This window comes from Nocardia abscessus NBRC 100374, from assembly GCF_000308455.1.
GTDB classification, from domain to species: Bacteria; Actinomycetota; Actinomycetes; order Mycobacteriales; family Mycobacteriaceae; genus Nocardia; species Nocardia abscessus.
Window position 1 is genome coordinate 10,675 of sequence record NZ_BAFP01000258.1, and the last position, 19,410, is coordinate 30,084.

Sequence of the window (19,410 nt, forward strand, 5' to 3'; positions counted from 1 at the left end):
ACCCACCGGCCGTCGTTGGAACGTACGGGTGCATCCCGTAGCGTTCGATTTCTGAGACTTGTCGGTGGGCATCGTTATCGTGCAGGGCATGCGCGACATCCGATCTGATCATCAGACGGTTCGTCTGATTACCTCTGCTGCCCTCCGTGCAGCAGTGGCTTGGTCTCAACGTGAGACCCGCACGGAGGCATGGCGAGAGCTGTCACGGATGACAGGCGTTGTCATGCAGGTCGTCGGTCCGTCAGATACATCGTTCACCCCGACGATGTTGATCGAGAAGCTGCACCAACCGCTTTCGTCGCTGGTCGGCCTTGGCAGTCCTGTCAGCGATGTGGTGCTGTTGAACGCTGACGGCAGCGTCAGCGATGCGGCTGTGGACATTGCCTGCGAGTACGCCGAAGGGCTGTTCACCGACAGTGCGGATCCGGCCAAGGATTGGCTGCCGAGTTGGACCTGGCAGCGGCAGGAGCAGGTGGAGAGGGCAGTCTACAGCGGCCTCATCGCACACGGCGACCAGCACGCCTACGAGGCAACCCGGCGGTTCCTTATCGAGCACCCGGCCGGAGACAGCCGGCGGCTGGTCGACCTGAGGAACGAGGCGGGTGCCCGTAACGTCGCCGAATACGGGCTGATCGGACCGGACCGTGTCTGGCCAGGCGGCAGCTCAGGATGTTGGTGGCCCTGCCCAGTCTGCCGATGGCCGATGAGGGTCGGACCGCACATGGTGACATGCGACTTCCGCCATCACGAAGCACGGTTCCGGCTCTCGGATCCGGCGAAGTCCGAGCCGTGGCCGCTTCTGTTGCCTCTGACCGGCTTGCACCCGAGCCCTGCTGCCATCACAACCGACGGGTCCGTTTGCCTGGAGCTGTCGGTCTGGCGCCATATCACGGTGCCGGGTGTATCCGAATTGGCCCTCGAAGGAGAGCTGCAGAAAATCCCGGACGTCCAAGTCGACATGTGGGTGGGCCTGGACGCCATCGATCTACTCGTTCAAGTTGCGGGCCGGAAATTCGAGGTCGATGTCAAGGATCAAGTCGACCCCTTCATGATCGCCGGGAGGCCGCCGGCCGCGCATCATGTCGTAGTACCGGATTATCGCGCCGCTCAGCTGCCTGCACTCCGGGATCTCTTACCGGACAAGAAAGTTTGGACCTTCAGCAAGTTCGTGAAGCACATTCGGACGCAGGGAGAGGATCAGCGATGACTCCGGTCGGCAAGAGGTCGGTCGGCGCCGGCGGACTGGCTTTCGTTGTCGGTGGCGCGCTCGGCCTCGCCGCGCACTACTTTCCACGTCAGTCAGACGACGGCAAGACCTATATCCGGCTCGACGACGCCCTCTACTTTCTGAGTGGGCACGTGGAGGTGTGGTCACGCTGGCGCTCGCTGGATCAGCCCGAACGGTCTCGGATCGCGCAACTCCTGCGTTTCCGGGAGATCGAGGTTGCGAACCGAAATGTCTTCGCACGTCTGGTGAGTGAGTTCGTGCCCGGATCGATTTCCGGTTTCCGGGCAGGTGCGGACGGCCAGCTACTGGTCGATCTCGGACACCCCCCACTGGAATACGTCGACGAGTGCCTTGAATTCCTGCAGCGTGAACGGGAAGTACGGCCACGAACGGCCGCCACGGTCGCGAGGTCCGGGCTGTTCGGTACGCCCCTGTACCTTTCCGGCCCTCGAGACACAGGAGGCCGAACTGTTGACGTCCGATATCGACTGGAGCTGACAGAGAAGGAGACGGTAAGAGAGACACCCACCGTCATCACCCCTGCCGCCGACGCCGACTCGGTCACGATCCCGGTCGCAGAGCTGCGCGATCTTGCGACACGGCTAGACACCGCGTTCGGGCAGATCCACCGACTTGAGTCCGTAGAGCGGATCTTTGACAATCTCGGCACCAAGGCCGGTGAGGAAGTTGAGAAGGATTGGACCCTTCGGGCGGGTCCGACTCAGATCCTGCACGCGCCGACTGGCGTCGGGAAAAACGTCCTCGCCGAACTCGTCGCCTGCTGGTGTGTCGAAAACGAGATGGTAGCCAGCCTTGTGGTGCCCACTAACGCCGTTGTCGCGAAGACGGCGTACTCCATCGAGCGAAGCCTGCGAGCCCTCGGATACGACAACTCCGTCGTGGCCTTGACCTCGCCGCGGTCGGCGCAGAAGGTAGCTGAGGAGACCGCTCGAAACGCCGGTATGGATCCGCTGGGCGAGTGGACGTTCACGAACTTGGCCTACGGTTGCGCCTTGCCGTCGGCGGCGCTGACGGACAGCGCGGTCGACAGCTGGCAGCCGGGCCAGGAACCGTGTGACGGACTCCGAAAGGTGCGTGACGACGGCCGCACCGGGGGTAGCCGCACAGTGTGCCCGTGGAAACGCTCGTGCGGCAAGTTCCGGAACGTTCGGGCCGCGCTGACCGCGTCCGTCGTCGTCACCTCTCATGCCAACTGGCAGGTCGGCGCGGTTCAGGTACCGACCGAGATCGGCGGCCGGATCGAGGAGAACCTGCGTGTCGAGGAACTCCTGTTACATCGCAGCCACGTTGTCCTCATCGATGAGATCGACGCATTTCAGTCGAATATGCTCGGCCGGAGCGCTCGCCACCTCGTCTTGGCTGACCGTCGATCGGGTGCCCAACCATCTCCATTGAGGCGGCTCGACAATGAACTTGCCGACTCGTCCGGCCGGGTGGATACCTCCGTGGAGCACCAGGTCCGCGCCGCAACCGCGCAGGCACGATTCCTGGCTGAGACCTATACCGGGCACCTCGCCGAAGGTGCGTTCCGGCGATCGCACCGTGGTCGAAATCCCGGCCATCCCCTGTTCGGCCGGTGGCTGCTGCCCCGGCGTTGGGACGCGCGACTTGCTGCGACCCTGTTCGGCATTCCCGACGACATCAAGCCGGCACCGGAGCACTTTGAGATGCTGCAGGGCTTGTTTCCGGGCGAAGGTGATCCGGCGAAGCTGCCGGAGTGGCTGCTGCCGATCCGGGACGCGTTGTATCAGGTGACCAGTCTGACGACCGGCGATGACGCCTTCCAGCCAGCGTGGGCGACGATTTCGCAGACGCTCGCGGAGTGCCCGGAACCGCAAAGCCCGCTTATGGACTCCGACGAGCGGGCTGTCGTGACCGACAGGCTCATTCGTCGCGCCTACCTGGAGCAGTTACGCGCTCTGTTGTTCAGGTTCGTGTACGCGGCGCCGCAGCTTCAGGCCTCGGGAATCACTGCGGCCCGCGATGTCGCCGAGGCGCTCGGGCAGTACGCGGAGTGGCGCGCGATCCCCTACGGTCCGCTGGGCCGATCGCTGTTCGCTTTCACCGAAAAATACGATCCCGACCGACCTGACGAAGCATCGCTTCGGGTCAGCGGCTTCGGCGGTGATCCGCACAGTTACGTCACGTCGGTGGGCGACGTGACTGCGTTAGCGCACTTCGGCAAACCCAGAGTGGTAGTGGGCCTTTCGGCAACCTCCTACTTTCCGGGTGCACCACACCATCACGTCTTCGCCCGACCGACGTGGTGGGTATCCGACGACCAGTCCGGTGGTGTTCGCGTCCAGTCCTCACCGGTGTCCGATGGCGAAGAGTTCCTGCGCGTGTCGGGCACGAACGGGAAGGTACGCAGCGACGTGCTGGTGCGCCTCGGTGAGCTCCTATGGAAAAAGCGGCTGGCGCCGGCACTTCGAGACCTCGCGGCCGACCCGGAAACCCAGCACCGCCAACGGCTGCTCCTCGCGGTGACTTCCTACGACGGCGTGCGCGACCTCGCCGACGGAATCAGCAACGCGGGCGTTTCCGCAGAGAAGATCGTGGCCGCCGTCCCGCCGAACGACGACAGCCCGAACCGGCGGTGGACCCCGCTGCCAGCGGATCAGCTGGAATCGTTCGGCACCAAAGTGGACGGCTCAGTGCTGATCGCGCCACTCGCTCGTGCCGAACGTGGCTTGAATATCGTCGACTCCGAAGGCCGGTCGCTGCTCGGTTCGGTGTGGCTGGTGGTCCGTCCGATTCCCATCATCGACGAGCCGGCCGAGATACTGGCGCACGTCCACAGCCGGGCCAAAGCAGCCGTGCGCGCCACCACCGACCCGGCCGGAGTGTTGGATATTGTCCGGCGCGTCGCCGGCCAGAGCTTCGACGAGATGTTCAACTCGCTGCCCTACTTCAGCACCATGCCGACGGAGATCAAACTCGGCATCGTCGCCGAGAATCTCAATGGCCTCATCCAGCTGGCAGGACGTGCCCGGCGAGGCGGCACGATCGGCGAGATTCACCTCGTCGACTACGCGTTTATCGATTCCCGCGGCCGATCCGACATGCCGCATCTGATCACCAAGCTACGCACTGAATGGGAGCGTGAGGGCCACCTCGACCTCATGCGGCAGCTCTACGGCCATACCCTCGCCGAAATCCTCGACTTCGCCGAACAGCGGGAGATCGCAAATGAGTCACAGTGACCCGGGGCTGCACACCCTCGACTACCGGATCGATCCTGCCGGACTCGGGTCGCTGGTGCTGTATCCGATGACAGCGGAATTCCGTGCGGCCTGGGATAGGTTCGAGACCGAAGCTCGCCATCGCAACTCGTCGCCCCGCTACTCGAATCTCGCGACGGCTCTGACCGCCGTGACCGGGCAGCCCGTCGGGCTGTTCCCCGCATGGGAGCTATCCCGCCAGCAGAAAGCTGAGGGCACCGACTCCCTGCTTGTCACCACGACGCCGATCGACCCGTGGCTGCTCGCCACCGCCACCCAGTCGTTCGAGCAACTGCACCTTCCTGGAGATCGACGAGACAGCCTCGCGCAGTGTCTCGCCGATTCACAGCCCGCCGTCCGGGCGATCGCCGATTTCATCGACGTCGACCAGGGCGGCACGGTCAGCGCCCCGGGATGGCTGTACAGAATGGCGCAATGGAACCTGGCGGCCACGATCGCCGCGGAGCCCTTGATCATCGACGGCCACCTGCCGATCTCGCTGCGTCTGGATACCACTGGAAGTCTGATTGCCTGGGACAACCCGATCTCCCGGACATGGACCAACGGACAGCACCACGCCACGATCTACATCAGCACCTCTATCGTGACGCTCCCCGGAGCGGCGGGTCTCTACCTGCGGCTCGACGGTCATGTGGCACGAATGCCGAATTCGTGGTGGGAAGTCAAGAACGCCTGGGTAGCTCCGAGCGACACCATACGGCCCATCCTGCGGCTGCCGGTGCGTGGTCCGTGGCCGGACCGAGGCAGACCTCACGCGGAATACGGCGACTTCGTCGCCGAGGTCGTGAACAGCTGCGAGCTCACCCCGCTCCCCACACCACCGGATTCATTCGGCGGCGAGCCAGGTCCGGTGCGCATCATCGGAAAGCCCTCGAAACACCCTGTTGGCAAGGGGCCCGGCGCCCGCACTCTGTTCCAACTGCATCAGCAAGTCCGTGACCGACTGGGTCTGCCGGACCTCACATACAAGAAGACCAAGATCAGTGTGCCCGCGCAGGTCAAAGGAGCGATCCCGCCGGACAAGATCGACGCCGCGATCATCGGATCCGGAATTCAGAACCTCCGCATCCTGTGCCTCTACGACGACCAGCACAGCAGGCGCCGAATGTCGGACACTATCGCCGAATACAGTTCGACGGACGTGGCGGACCTGGCCGGCGCCAATGATGGTGAGCCCATCGAACTCACGAGTCGCCTATCGGCCGTATTTCACCGTGACGGATCCTTGCTCGCGCACGGGAGCCACCAACGAGACTTCCGCGAGATCCCCTACATCCAAGCGGAACCCGAGACAGCGGTTGCGGCATGGGTCGAAACCCGCTGGAAGGGCGAGGGAGTGATCAGTCATGACGCGAAGCCGGTGCTGCGGGCCGGACTCGGCGAGTTGGGGGTCGTAGCGCAGTTCCTGGACGCGAACTACATGCCTGCCACGCGGCGGCCCCAGCCGGACGGTTCCGTTCCGCCTGTCGTGGACTACGCGGCTACCACGGGCCTGCGTGACTTGCTGCGCCAAGCAGGAGTGATCGACAACCGGCTGGCAATCGCCACAGCAGGTGGCCACATATCCGCCCTGACCAGGGACGCCACCCTGGTTGGCATCCACATCCGGCAACACACCCCGAGACGGAAGAACGGCCGGAAAGCACCGAGTCAGTTGGTGATTCGCATGGTGTCGATCCATTCAACACCCGACTCAGCCGACTGCTGGACCGTCCAGATGTACGACGACCGCGAAGGCTGGCTACCTTACCGGGAAGCCAACGCCCGGTATCACCGTGGACCGATCGGATACGAGAATTTCGGGCGGTCAGGCGCGAAGTCCGTGCTCGTTCGCGACTATGTCGATCAAGCGCTCGACTCACTGCCGAAACGAGTGCCGTTGGCTGTTTTTGTGGATGCCGAAGGAGCTCAGAGCTTATGGCCCGGGCTAACCCACGCCAGATTCGGAGACCACCCACTTCCAGGATCGTCCATACGTCACACCGACCTTGCGGTCGTTCGCTGTGCGTCCGGTGCGCGAACGCCGCGGCCCAGCCACCAAGACCACACACCTCGCGTTTCCGATCCCCACAAGCCGGATTTGCCTGGCTCGATTCTCTATCGGCACCAAGAGGGACATACCGAGAGCTGGATGCTGGCCCAGCCGTCCAGAGTCCACCGATCCGGTGCTGCTGGACGGGCTGGAACCGACCACACCCGCTGGACCCTTCCGGAGAAGCGTGAGCGCTTGATGGTAGATGATTGGCATGCACTCACGGGTATCGAGATCTCGATTCCTCAACCGGGTGGCTGGCGTACCGATGAACTCGCGGCGCTCACAGCGCGCCTTTGCCAACAGGCGGTCTCCTGGGACGACCGGACCCGGCTGCCCGCGCCGTTACATTTGGCGCAGTGCACTGACGAGGATCATCCCCGCCATGAGCCGGAGCATTCCGAAGCCTGAACATGGGAACGGGACAACCTGCGGTTTCGACTGGTCGGCTGATGTTCGAAGCCAACTATCAATTAGCGGGGGTAACGTCGCTGTCTTGGTGGGCTGCTTGCCATCGTGCGATCTCGTGAAAACATTGGCCTGCTGCCAGGCGAGAGCCTCGCCGTCGGTTCCGTTAACGACTTCCTTCCAGCCGCTGTCGGGTCGCGGTAGTAGTCGCGTCGTGCCTTGTGCTCAATGCGGGACTGCTTGTTCGTAGGCGTCACCGATCTCGCATCCAGTCAGACCCGGTCGGCCGCAGCCCAGTTGGGCTGCCACGGATTCCATAGCAAAATGGCAGACGCGAGTTGAGGGATAGGTTGCCGCGTCGGCTGTGGCCTCCCTCGCTAGTCGAGGAAGTAGGCGTCGACCTTCTCATCGGAATCCAGGATCTCGTCCGAAGCCACGCCGAGTTCCACTGCTAGCTCGACCGATCCGGCGAGCGCGACGTGCACGTCAGGCGAGAAGGCTCGTTCGAGCAGCCCGAGATAGTCCGACATGCTCTGGTTCAGCTTTTCCAGTATGGCCTGGTACTCCGCGGCGAGTTGCTCGTCGAGCGTGCGCTGCTCGTCGAGGTAACGCTCGATCAGCGCCGCCTCTCGCTTCGTCAACGATGCGGCGGCGGCCTTGTACATCACAGTGCCGACCGTGGTGCCGATGACGGCGCCGAGGACCGGGATGGGGATGGTCGCCTGGCCGACGCAAGAGGCCAGCGCGCGTACTGCGGCCTCCAAGGCGATGAGCTCGGAGTTCTCGATGAACTCGAGTTCGTCGATCTGGTCCCGGCGGAGCTTGTTCGCTTGTTCTGCGAGGCTGAAGGATGTGGTGACGATCGAGCTGGCGACGGCTGCGGAGGTCGCGGTGAAATTCGTGAGCGCGTAGATGCTCAGTCCTCGGACGCCGCCCTTGCCGAAACCTGAGCCGGTCTCGCCTGCGAGGTCGATCCAGTCGTGCCCGCTGAACTCATTGAGCCGCTTGCCTTCCCGACGCTTGGCGACCACGGCCAGTACGAACGCGGTCCCGCCCGCGGTCGCGGCGGCGGTGATTGCGGCCGTGCCTCCTTCTCGCAGCGCCGGACGACTGCGCTGGTAGGCAGCGTCGCGCAGGGACCGGTCCGTGGCGCGGAGCGAGCCCTTTTCAGCCGCCATGGTCGAGGTGTAGACATCGCGCTGCACTTCGTTGTACTCGAGCGTCGAGGGCTCGAGCGATTCGAAGCCGACCGATCTGTCTTGGAAGAACGCCTGGACCCGCTGCCAGTCTCTGAGGGAAGGTCCGTCGCCGCTGCGTGACAGTAGCTTGCTCGCTTCCTCGGGCGACAAGGCATGTAGCCGCTGGATCACCTCGAAGTGATCACGGGGGATCTGGTATTTCCCACCGTTGCGCACGTATTCGGGATACTTCTGAAGGTGCTCGGCGATCGCGCCCAGTGAGAAGCGGCCACCCGCTGCGACGAACTTCTGCTGGATCTCGACACTTCCGCGCATCAGGTCGACAGGTCCGTTGTCGTTGACCCACTGGTAGACGGCCTCGTGGCCGAGGATCTGCTTTCGGGCGTTGCCGATCCCGACCTCGGCGATCTCGGCGATGAAGCCGTGCATGCCATGCTGTCCGCCGCGGTTGGCGGCGACCACCTCGAGGTCGATCTTCCTGACGGCTTCATCGACACTGGTGAGCGCGTCCCGAAGGTGCTCATCCTGCTGGCTGAGCGCGCTCAGAAAGTTATCTATGCGGAGCTGGTTGAGATAGCTCACCCAGGACGCAACTGCCTGCTCCTGGGTGCCCGTGACGAACTCGGCAGCGTCACTCACTATCGGCATCCTGTTCGATGCGCATGCTCAGCATGGTCGCGCACGACTTCGTGTTGTTCACCAACGTAGCGAGTGTCGACCGCTCGGCAGGGGCGAGCGCGTGGAAATCGGCGCGGAAATGCACCAAGGCTTCGCCGTAACTCTTCACCAGCCCTTCGCGGAGCGAGGTCGTCCGCTGGAGGAGGTCGTCGATCTGAGCATCCATGCCTTCGACGAGGGCGGTGTTGTGCTTTATCGCAGTCAGCGCTTCGTGCTTCGCCTCTCGATTCTCGAACTTCTTCTTCGCGAACAGGGCGATCGACGCGAGTAGGGTTGCGCCCGCGATTGTCCAGCCGATCGGGCCGGCAAGCGCGAGCAGTGTGGTGCCTGCCGCAGTGCCGCCGCCACCCGCGGCCAGCGCGCCGCCACCGAGCCACGCCAGTGCTGCCTGGCTGGCTGCCGCCCCGGAAAGGGTCGAGATCGCGGTGCCGGTCGACGCTGTCCCGAAGGTAGTGGCGACCCACATCGCCGCCGACGGTGCCAGGCCCGCTACCGCGGTGCCCGCCGCGAACCCGGCGCTGGCGCCGGCAGCCGACAACCGCGCCGCTTCCAGCTCTTTCTGAGCGAAATCCTCCGCGTTCAAGAACCGTTTCCGATGTACCTCGATCTCGTCGAAGTCGGTATCGAATGATTTCGGGGTGTTGGTGATGCTGTTCACCAACTGCTCGACCAGCTCGATCAGGTCCGTCGAACGTTCGCGCTGACGCAACAGAGACAGACCCCTGTCGGCCATCGCCGTGAAGACGCCGTTGTATTCCGCTACGGCCACATCGTAGGGGTCCGGCCCTTTCGCAGTCAGCTTCTCGACCCTGCCTCTGGCAGCGTCCTTGACGTTGCCGACCTGCCCGGCGAACTGCGATGAAGCGGTTCGCGCCGCCTTGCCGATACCGTCGACGGTCCTGCCGATGCCCTCCATGGCGTTGCCTACGTTGAGCTTGGCGTTGCCTACGTCGAGCTGTTCTACCATCGCACCCCTCCAACACCATTGCGGCTCAACAACGTAACGGAGAATATCGACCACATGTGACAGATTGGACGGGATGCACACTCCGATCCACCCAGGGCCGCGGCCCCGGGGTTGACTCACCAAGTGCCTTTGCCGGTCCGCTCCACGGCTCGCCCTCGCAGGGCCAGCCCCCGCCGGGCACGCCCTACGAACGAATCGAGATACCCACCGCCGCAACAATAGAACCCCGACCCACACTCCCGCCACGATCCGAGCGACCCCACCACCAGCAAGCCCCAACCCCTGAGCTGTCGATACTTTCAGCAGCGAACCGAGCCACATCAACCGTCGGGCAGTCTCTGTGCTCCGGAGAGAGAGCTGAAGATCGCGGAGGCGAGGGTGTTGACGCTGTCGAGTTCGGCGGCACAGGCATCGGCGTCCTCGCTGTCCCGCCTGAACTGTCGGAAGCTGTGCCGACGCTCGCGTCTAGCGAGAAGCTGGACCGCGCTCCCGGGAGGCCGTCTCGGCGATGCGGTCGAGCGTTGCAGGTGAGCCACGGCTGCCCGTCGGCGTTCCGGGTCTACGAGTTTCCTTCGCGATATCGTTCAAAGCCGCCTTTTCCAGCTCCGCCTCAGCCAATAGTCATTTCAAGGTGGCATTTCATGGCCCAGAAGGGGAATGGTTCGGAACACGGTTGGCCAGTTGCGGGACCGCTGAGCACCTACGATCTGCTTGTCCAAATAGACCTGTTTCCGTAGTCCTGGACAAGCAGCGATATCTGTTCGAGGTGGTGATCGATGAACGTGTCCAGTGGGAACACGCCGCCCCATTCGCCGATTTCTTCAGCGGTGAGGCTGCTTGGGAAATGAATCGACGCTTTATGCTCCGCATCGGCGGGCGAGGTTGGGTCCATAGCGAATTCGTGGGTGAGGTAGTGGATTCCCCAGAAGCGAAGCGACTGGAGGTCTAGCGGGTGCGTCTCGCCTCTCTGTATATGCCAGGAGATCGGATCTCGATAAACGATCCGGGTGAGTGCGCCGAGATGCGGTACCTGTATGCCGTTCCATCGCAGTTCTCCGCGGAGGAAGTATGTGGCGGCATGCCCGTCACGGGCTTTCGCTACGCCGAGGACGAGAGGGCTGTACTTCTTCAACTGGTCAGGCAGCCCGTAAACGAGGGTAGTGATTATGTCGCAGGGGTTGTAGATATGCAGATGGACGTCGTATTCCTCGGCCTTTTGCGCCAGCCAGTCGAGCCAGTTGCCGACGAGTTCAGTCCAGTCGTCGTTCTGGGACAGGCATGTCATCACTGCCTTTCTAAATTCGCGCCATTGTCCGATGATTTTGTTGCTGGCGCTGCCTCTGTACTGAACCTTCGCCTCACCCTCGTGGCCGCGGAGAGCTCTGACGATGTCATCGTCGTCGTACAAGCCTGTGGCGAAAGCGCCAGTGGTGTGAATCTTGCTGATCGTCCAGTTCTCTTCGTTGGTGATCTGCGTGAATTTATCTGGCCCTGCGCTTTCCTTATCATCCGAACGGATGGTGGCGCACACATGTGTCAGTGCATCGTATTCGTCGGGATATACGTACTCGGCGCGTTCTTCATCGTCGAGGACTCCGTGACGACACAGATGCGCACACGGCGACTCACCGTCGCGGTTATCGATGCGGCCGAAGGCCAAGTAGAGGGCGTGCGGATAGATGACGATGTCGGAAGTGCCGTCGTAGTCGAGATGGACACCAACGAGATCGATCGCATGTGCGTCTGCTGCCGATCGCACGGTCCACTGCCAGCAGGCATCCCGTTTGGCTGAATCGTCGAACAGGAAGATGACATGCGTTGAGGTGAGCCTCTGTTCGACCGGCTCACTGAGCAGCTCGACCCTCCGCGCTGCTGTCGGGACGCCATCGTTATCCACGGTCAAGCTGTAGCCGCGTAGATCGTGGTCCCACTTTCGAGCAAGGTTGCTCAGGGGCGCCAGAAGTTCCCTCCACTGCGGCTCGAGCGCGACGGCCATCGTTCGAATCCGATGCTGCGGTAGCCCTTTCTCGCGACGCAGCAGTTCGGCATACTTCGTAAGCTCTTGTGCTGTCTCGCGGGCTGACCTGTTCGCCCGTTTCAGCTCGATTACTACCCACATCTGGTGCTGGTCGCGAGCAAGAATATCGATCCGACCGCCAGTCCCGTTGGAGTTCGGCAGCCGGTACTCCTGATCGACAAGGCGCAGGCCAGGTTCCAGGATGTCGAGTCGGTGCGCAAGGAACTCCCGGATGCGCGATTCATGAGGATCTGCTGGCATCGGATCTCCTGCTTGTCGATTCGTGGCTCACAGTTCGCATCGATTCAGCCGGCTTCGATCCAACCGGTTTCATATTTCGTAAGCAGAGGCATAGTGGAGCCCACCTCGCTGGACTGCGCCACGTGTTGCGCGACCGCTCGCTGCCGCTGCAACCAGCCTCTGAAACCGGACCGTTGATGGGCAGCAGCTTCTGCTTGCTCCCATTCACGACTATCCGGACACCACAGACCCTCGTACTGTTGGCTGCGTTGTGCGAGCTCGGCCGCCAACTCACTGAAAGAGATGCCGCCTGGGTTGTCTAGGCGATGCACCCTCCCACGGGTCCTTGAACGATGTCCTTGCAGAACGAAGTTCAGCTCCAGACAGAAGTCACAATGGATGTTGCCGTCGGGCAGCACGGTGGCGCTGAACGCGAGGAACTCGTGGATTCTGTCCAGGGTGTCGTCGTCGAGCTCGTAGGGTTCGGGGCGATGCGCGATGTGAAGCAGCACCAGGCGGGAGCACGTCATGGCATCGGCACGCTGCGGGATGCTGATATCGGCAGGTCGCAGGCGCCGCAGTGGGTGCACGCGAAGACGAATGATGTCGTGCAAGCCACGAAGTTCTAGAGTTTCGCAGATCTTTCTGAGGTCGGTGTCCTCGCGGTCTCGATGCCAGTACCCGCCGTCGTATTCGATGACGAGCGGGTGTTCGCGAGCGCCCACCAGAAACATCATGTCGGCTCGTAGTTCGTAGCGTCCGGCCACCCGATAGTGGCGAACGCCGTTGCCGAGCACAAAGTTCAGGATCGCGAAGATGTCACCTTCGATCACCGACTCACCAGGCGGACTGTCACCGGGTCTCAGAAATCGTCCCGCGCCATACCAACTCACCATACCGACGATAGCGACAACCACCGACATTCCCTGTCACCGCTCGTCATCCAGCATTGATAGTGTACGACAGGTTGTAGTTGTCGCTGGGTGCCGTGATTGTCACTGTGCGCGAGAACCCGCCTAGCGGCTGTGAGCGCGCGCTGACGGAACGTCGGATGCCCGCTGGCCGCCACGCAGCGCACTGTGCGCACCGCCATCACCCGCACACAACAGCGACGCCGCGACCATAGGCCGCCAGATTTCCATGTTCGATGTGCCCTCGGCGGGGCATCTCAAGGGTGTGTCAGAATCCTGACAGTCCCAAAAATACCTGGTCATTGTGGGTGTGTATGCCATCTGATGTATCGTGATGCCCTACTGGAGTTGGTCAATCGGCCCAACTCTGCGGTCTTCGGGCGGGGTTCGGTGACGACGGTTCGTGGGCGGCGCGTGGTGATCGAAGCTGTCGAGGCTAGGCGGGCCCGACGGTGATCGTTGGGCAACTCGTACTCATGAGGGGCAGGGTTCGATTCCCCCATCTGCTGCTGACGGTGTCATCCGCAGTTGATGACATGTCACGGCAGCCGGGCATCCGCCGTGCCGTTGGATCAACTCTTTGCCGATCCGGTCGGGGATTCGTTCCCTCAGGTTGTTCGGCGCCCGTTGGTCGAGTCGTCATCCCGTGCCGCGTCGGAGGGGTACCCCGGCAGCAGCGATGTCGCATGAGACCTTATCCGGTGTAGCGTTCATCGAGTCAGTTCGCCCAGCCGATTGTTCGTGCAGAAGTGTCGACGTTTGCTCCTTACCATTTCGTTGCCGGGTGAGGACCGTTGTCACGACGGTGAGGTAGACCGTGACCGGGGCTCCGCAGACGATGGCACGGATGGGGCGCGGCATCTGTTCGACGGCAGCGGTCATTGCCGGGATATAGGTAGGCGCCCCGACGAGGCCGAGTTGCTTGATTTCGACGTAGAGCCAACTGGTCAGCCACATCGAGGACACCGCGTAAGTACCGGTGGCTGTGGCGACGGTGAGGAACTTGTTCCGATCTGCGTGGATCGCGCTATGGACCAGTAATACGAGCAAGGGGGCGAGCCACACCCAGTGGTGGGCCCACGCCAGGGGCGAAACCACACACCCATTCAATCCGATTACGACGATTCCGAGCAGCGACTGTCCATCGCGGTGTGCAATCACCGCCGCGGTGTACCCCAGTGTGGCCGCGATCACGGCGCAGGCCACCCACACCCAGAGTTGGGTGTGTTGAGATGTCCATAAGTTGGACAAGACGCCGTTGATCGACTGGTTGCCAGGGTGAGTGACAGGACCGATCCGATCGATATTGCCGGCTGCATAGCGCAGAAAATCGCTGGTATCGACGGGTAGCGTCAACCAAGCCACTGCAACAGTCACCGATCCGGTGCTCACAGCAGTCACGGCGGCGCGCCATTGACGGGTTAGCAACAAGTAGGGAAAGAATATAATTGCGGACAGTTTGATCCCGGTTACAAGCCCAACCGAGAAACCACGCAGTTGCGCCGAAGGGGGCCGTGTAAGATCCCAGACCAGGATCGCCATCAGAACTAGGTTGATTTGCCCCTGCCAAAGTGTGCCCCGAACTGCCTCGATACCGATCGCGACCAGCCCCAGCCCGCCGCTCAGAAATACTAGGTGGGCACTGGCGCGGTAGCGAAGCGCTCGGCAACAGCGCCAGATCGTGGCCCACAACGCCGCACACGAAACCGCGAACCAGCCGATTTTCGCCATTGAGAAGGAAGTCAGCGCGAACGGTATGAAGCACAGGGCCGCAAAAGGCGGGTAGGTGAACCACCCACCCGGTGGGATCGGCGCGACATACAGTGGTTCGGAATTAAGTACGGCGCGTGCGGCGTTGCGGTAAATCTCCAGATCGCCCTGGTTGACAAGCAACCCGAACTGTGGCGCTGCGGTGAACGGCACGATCGCCGCCTGCACTCCTGATGCCACCACACCCGAGGTGACAGCCAATACCGCCCATTTCCTCGGTACATCTACCTCGGTCGAGCCCTCGTTTCGCTCCATCGCGCCCGCTCCACCTCCCTTAGCAACGACTCTCGGGGACGGACACCGTAACAATTCCTGGGGCGGAGGAGCGGGACCTCAACTTGGTGTCCGGTCCAATGGGGCTGTTGGCACGGGAAGGACCGTGCAGGAACGCCGTGGCTCATCCATCATCGGTGCTCGGTGGTGGAGGAGCTACCTCGAGCCTGGCGACGAGGACGCCCTTGATGGTCCGATAGAACGGGTTATCGGCGGCGATCGCTTCGGCGCACGCTAATTCGAGCCCACGCCGGTCCATGACGATCGGGCAGTCCCAGCACCTGGGCTGCTCGGAGACGGAACGGGTCAGTCCCCAGGACGAACTCTTGTAAGTTCTAGGCTCGGGGCCAAAACTATGAGTCTTAGGCCCCGAGCCGCTTATGGGAGTCGGAAGCTAATCGCCCCTGTCAGTAACGGGTGTTGATGTGTCCTGTTGTCCATGTCCCGAAGTGTTGCACCTTCTTTACGGTGACGTCGGCGGGTTGTGAAGTGGGGTCGAGCAGGCTGTATTGCTCGATCGATCCCCAGTCACGGTCCCAGTCGTCGTCGAGGTAGGAGGGAAGAACCCGTGATGCCAGCAGCAGCTGGGTCCATCCGAGCGGTCCGCCGCCGTCGTGGCCTTGCCACAAATTTGTGATGGTGGCGCCGTTTCGATCGGGCAAAATCCGGTAGGTCGGTGTCTGTGCGATTCCGACACTGGTCGGCATCAGATTTTGGCAAGGAAAGTTCAATCCGACCGCCCAGTCGAGCAGTACTGGTTGCTGCAAGCCGACGAAAGCATTCAAAGTCTGCGTCTCGGGGACGCGTGGCGGAGTGACTGCCAGCCATTGGTCGGGATTGAGGTCTTTGTCTGTGGCGACAATGCGCACAACATCGACCGATGCTGGTATCCGGTCCATGGGAACGCGAACATTGCGCCATGATGGCGACGGACCAATGTCGATCGGCTCCGCCTGCCCCAAGATCGCGACGGAGCCATCGGGCTGGGATTGCCCGTACTCGAGATGCAGTGGTTGTCCGGGACGGACGACGCCGTCGGCGTCGACGGATCGTATCCTCCCCGCAACAGCGATGGCGATTAGCTTGCCACGCTTACCGTCTACAGCGGCCGGAAGCCGATACCAATGGGAGACCAGTTCAGCCGACGTTTGGTCACCGCCTCGATAGCTGCCTATCACCGGAGTTCTTGCGGGGTCAAGCCCAAAGGGAAGCGGGACGTTGCTGCCGTTGACACCTGTTCCCTCGGAGGTGTCAGTGCCGGACCCAGCTGTCTGGGAGGCTGTTCCTTGCCTGGTGGGGCCCTCAGCGACGGAGTTGGCGCGGCCGGTTGTGGACTCAATCTCATCGGAGGTCAGGTCCGCAGCTACGCCGTTGGGTGTGAATCCCGCCGTCTCGGGTGCCGCTATGGAGTCGGCGAGATTTGCGGTCAGCGGGATCAACATTGAGGCGTTGGGGTCTGTTTCGACCAGGACGTCGTCCGCGAGGCCACATCCGTCGGAGAGAGCGGCATCCAGGTTGGATTTGGTCAACGAGTATGACGGGTATTGGGTTACGGCTGCTTTGACAAAGGACAGCACCTCGAACAGCACTATCGCCGCGGCAACGACCGCTAGGACGGGAACGCGTGCGATCGGATTGGACGGAGGGAGATCGGGGCGGCTCGGCGGTCGTATGTGGAACCACGTGGCAGCAGCCAACGTCGCCACCGTCAGTACTGCGGCGTAGGTCGACAGTCCGAAGCCAGCCAAAGTCGGCGGTTTGTCCCACCATGGGATCCCCCAGCTGGAGACATACCAGTACCCATTCGCGCCGACGAACGACAGGGAAAGAGCGAAGAAGACAGCTGCGGCGAACAGTGCTCGGTTGCGTAGCGGTTTGGTGACTCGAGGACTCACTGCTACGGCGGTCAGTGCGGCTACTGACGCGGCCAGACTGGCATAGACACCGAAGTGGTGAGTCCACTTGGTTGGAGTGAACATCATCAAAGCCATTGCGCCGAGGGTGATGCCGATGATGCGCAGGGCGGGACCTGTCGCGGTGCCTGGGATGCGGCCGCCTCTGCGCAGCATCGTCAGCAGACATACGACCAGCCCGAGCACCATTACGAATACACCGAATCGTCGTGTGAGCCACCCGTCGGAATTGATCTGCAACAAGTACTGATATCGCAGGTACTCGAAGAACCAGGGCTCACCGGGTCCGATCAAGCCATGCACGTGAATCATCTCGAGAACCGTGGCGAGTGTCTGGTCGGCGAACACGGCGGTGAGCACTACGAGACCGCAAGCTAGCAGTGGCAGAAGTAGTGGCAGGTACCCCGCGAGGCGAGCTCGCTGTACGACTATTTGGGTCAGCTGCCGGGCACCGGCGATCAGTGCGGCGAAGCAGATCAGGCCCGATGGGCCCACGGTCAAGGTGACCGCTGCGACGATCAATGCTGCTGCTGCAGGCAGAAGGCGCCGGGTTGCTACCGCTCGTTCGACCGAGACCCATGTGAGTAGAACGCCCAGCGATTCCATCGGTTCGGGGCGCAGGCCGTTGTTGTACGGCAGCCAGAAGGCCAGGAAGACCAGGGCTGCTGTCCAGACGACAACTTTGTCGCGGCGTAGGGCAACTCCCAGCCGCGGGATGACCTCCCGGCTGACAACCCACCAGATGACGATGCCCGCGGTGAGGGCGGGCAATCGCATCCACGGGCTTGCCGTGGAGACCTTGGCCATCCAGGCGAGCACGTCGTAATACGGCGTGCCAAACGGAGATTCAGGAACTCCGAACCAACGGAAGTAGTTAGCCATGTATCCGGAGCTGTCTGAGGCGCGCGCCATGCCCAGCTGATATCCGTCGTCGGAAGTGTTGGCACCGACGAAGTGCCAGAAAACCAGCGAAACGACCACTACTGCATCGATTAGACCTGGTCGCCACCACCGTTTGGGTAGGAAGCGGCGGGTGGCTCGGCCGTCTGACTGATCCTGACGATGCAAGGCGATCAAGCACAGGCACGTAGCGAGTAGACAGACGACGATCGCGACGATCTTCAGCGGGGTCGGTGACAATGAGAAGCGGGAATCGATCTCGATGTCCACTGCAAGGCCCGGTGGCGCCGCGCCCTGCAGTTCGGTGAACACTCCAACAACCTGCGGCCGAAGGTCCGTGCCTGTAATGCGAGCGGGGGCCGAGGCTCCAGAGACCGTCGCCTGCTGCGGATCGATGCGGATCTCGACGGTGCAGTTCTGTGAACGCACGAGATCCAGTGGCGCGGACCACATAAGGGTGTTTCGTGAGACTACGTCCACCCTGCCTGGCCGATCGGCGCTGTCGGCGACAACCTTAACGACAAAGCCGTAGCGCTCCATGTCCGGAGACTGCCGCGGGATTGTGGACACCGCTATCCCGCCGGTGTCGACGAGAGTATGGAGTGCTGAGCATGGGATGTCAGCAGACAGTTGCGTCGGTGCGTATGAGACCAGTGGCGCGGTCACCGAGCTCAGGGACTTCTGTGGCCACGCGATACTGGACTGCTGTTGAGTCACCGGCAGGAACGGAAGAGCGAGCGCTGTTGCAACGGCGATGATCCCAGCCACGACGGCGAGTATCTTCAGGCCGGGGCGCAGCGGATCGGATTGCTTCCTTGTCAGGCCCCCTGGGTGTGGCGACGATTGTGTATCAAGTCGCGCTGCTTCTTCACTGACAGTCACGACGCCGCATGCTACCGCTTCTCACTGCGGTCACAAAGCTTGGTGATTGCAGTACCAAACGGGAGGGTGCACATCGCGTGAACACCATCAGCCCTATTAGTTCACATAAAACAGACCGGTCGGTGGCGAATGTCTGAGGTTAGCCGCTTTCGCCCTGCTTCCAGCGGCTTTATGCCTCCCTTTCGATGAGATTGCAACGGATGTCCGTGGTTGTCGGTCGTGCGCTGAGCGAGTCGCAGGTGAGCGACTTGATTGGAGGGGTTGACTCACGGCGAGGGTTCGACTTAACTGATTCCGGGCGGAAGCGTTGCGGCCATTGGCCAGGACAGGGGTGTCCACGTGACGCGGTTCGCCGATCACATCTCGAAGGGGGATCTTGTGCATTTTGGATCCGATATCTGGATTCAAGGAGTCGCAGCTTGGTTTCCGCCTCGGCGCGAAACTGCAAGTCAAGCGATAGGCGACGGCCGATTGGATCCGGAGAACTCGGCTTTGATAGGGGTCTCTGCAGTACCTGTAGCTGAACATATTTCAGCGCCGGATATGGCGGTGAATGCAGCTCGGATGGCCCTCGATCGTGCCGAATGCAAATCTGATGAGATCGATTACTTAGTCCACACCTGGCTCTATCATCAGGGCCATGATTTGTGGTCTCCACCGCACTACATCGCCAACCAGCTCGGTGCTACGAATTGTTTGCCGACCTCAGTCCATCAAGGGTGCGATGGC

Annotated in this window: 9 protein-coding genes and 1 pseudogene; 4 read left to right on the forward strand and 6 right to left on the reverse strand. The window is 62.2% G+C overall.

What is annotated here, in order from left to right; genetic code table 11:
* Positions 1 to 88: 88 nt before the first annotated feature.
* The 3 genes from ON19_RS32080 to ON19_RS32090 are packed head-to-tail and all read left to right on the forward strand — an operon-like array spanning position 89 to position 6,934.
* Positions 89 to 1,207 carry a restriction endonuclease-related protein gene (locus tag ON19_RS32080; protein ID WP_218006513.1) on the forward strand — a complete coding sequence of 373 codons (1,119 nt, stop codon included), beginning with the start codon at positions 89 to 91 and terminating at the stop codon, positions 1,205 to 1,207.
* The gene (locus tag ON19_RS32085) at positions 1,204 to 4,452 is read left to right on the forward strand and encodes a hypothetical protein (protein WP_063709516.1); all 3,249 of its coding nucleotides are present in this window, start codon (positions 1,204 to 1,206) and stop codon (positions 4,450 to 4,452) included. The genes ON19_RS32080 and ON19_RS32085 overlap by 4 nt, the downstream gene beginning before the upstream one ends.
* Positions 4,439 to 6,934: an RNaseH domain-containing protein gene (locus ON19_RS32090; RefSeq protein WP_043701381.1), complete on the forward strand. Its 2,496-nt coding sequence runs from the start codon at positions 4,439 to 4,441 to the stop codon at positions 6,932 to 6,934. The genes ON19_RS32085 and ON19_RS32090 overlap by 14 nt, the downstream gene beginning before the upstream one ends.
* A gap of 374 nt (positions 6,935 to 7,308) precedes the next feature.
* Here ON19_RS32090 and ON19_RS32095 read toward each other — a convergent pair whose 3' ends face one another.
* The 6 genes from ON19_RS32095 to ON19_RS32120 form a co-directional block, all read right to left on the reverse strand.
* Complete coding sequence (locus tag ON19_RS32095) at positions 7,309 to 8,769, reverse strand: hypothetical protein (RefSeq protein ID WP_043701384.1); 1,461 nt, start codon at positions 8,767 to 8,769, stop codon at positions 7,309 to 7,311.
* Positions 8,762 to 9,775 (reverse strand): hypothetical protein, encoded by a 1,014-nt coding sequence (locus ON19_RS32100; protein ID WP_043701387.1) that lies wholly within the window; start codon positions 9,773 to 9,775, stop codon positions 8,762 to 8,764. Before ON19_RS32100 ends, ON19_RS32095 begins: the two co-directional genes overlap by 8 nt.
* Positions 9,776 to 10,475: 700 nt before the next feature.
* On the reverse strand, positions 10,476 to 12,053 hold the full coding sequence (locus tag ON19_RS32105; protein ID WP_043701391.1) for an endonuclease NucS domain-containing protein: 1,578 nt from the start codon (positions 12,051 to 12,053) through the stop codon (positions 10,476 to 10,478).
* 44 nt (positions 12,054 to 12,097) lie between these two features.
* Complete coding sequence (locus tag ON19_RS32110; RefSeq protein ID WP_043701394.1) at positions 12,098 to 12,865, reverse strand: hypothetical protein; 768 nt, start codon at positions 12,863 to 12,865, stop codon at positions 12,098 to 12,100.
* A 717-nt stretch (positions 12,866 to 13,582) separates the two neighbouring features.
* Positions 13,583 to 14,968: a glycosyltransferase 87 family protein gene (locus ON19_RS32115; RefSeq protein WP_083899780.1), complete on the reverse strand. Its 1,386-nt coding sequence runs from the start codon at positions 14,966 to 14,968 to the stop codon at positions 13,583 to 13,585.
* 425 nt (positions 14,969 to 15,393) lie between these two features.
* Entirely contained in the window at positions 15,394 to 18,621 is a 3,228-nt protein-coding gene (locus ON19_RS32120) for an arabinosyltransferase domain-containing protein (RefSeq protein WP_043701411.1), read from the reverse strand.
* A gap of 399 nt (positions 18,622 to 19,020) precedes the next feature.
* Here ON19_RS32120 and ON19_RS43465 point away from each other — a divergent pair.
* A pseudogene (locus ON19_RS43465) lies at positions 19,021 to 19,410 on the forward strand (hypothetical protein); the annotation flags it as partial.

Bases quoted from the DNA above. Each gene is read 5' to 3' on its own strand.
- ON19_RS32090 (WP_043701381.1), top strand. From the start codon at position 4,439: ATGAGTCACAGTGACCCGGGGCTGCACACCCTCGACTACCGGATCGAT.
- ON19_RS32115 (WP_083899780.1), bottom strand. From the start codon at position 14,968: ATGGAGCGAAACGAGGGCTCGACCGAGGTAGATGTACCGAGGAAATGG.
- ON19_RS32085 (WP_063709516.1), top strand. From the start codon at position 1,204: ATGACTCCGGTCGGCAAGAGGTCGGTCGGCGCCGGCGGACTGGCTTTC.
- ON19_RS32105 (WP_043701391.1), bottom strand. From the start codon at position 12,053: ATGCCAGCAGATCCTCATGAATCGCGCATCCGGGAGTTCCTTGCGCAC.
- ON19_RS32080 (WP_218006513.1), top strand. From the start codon at position 89: ATGCGCGACATCCGATCTGATCATCAGACGGTTCGTCTGATTACCTCT.
- ON19_RS32100 (WP_043701387.1), bottom strand. From the start codon at position 9,775: ATGGTAGAACAGCTCGACGTAGGCAACGCCAAGCTCAACGTAGGCAAC.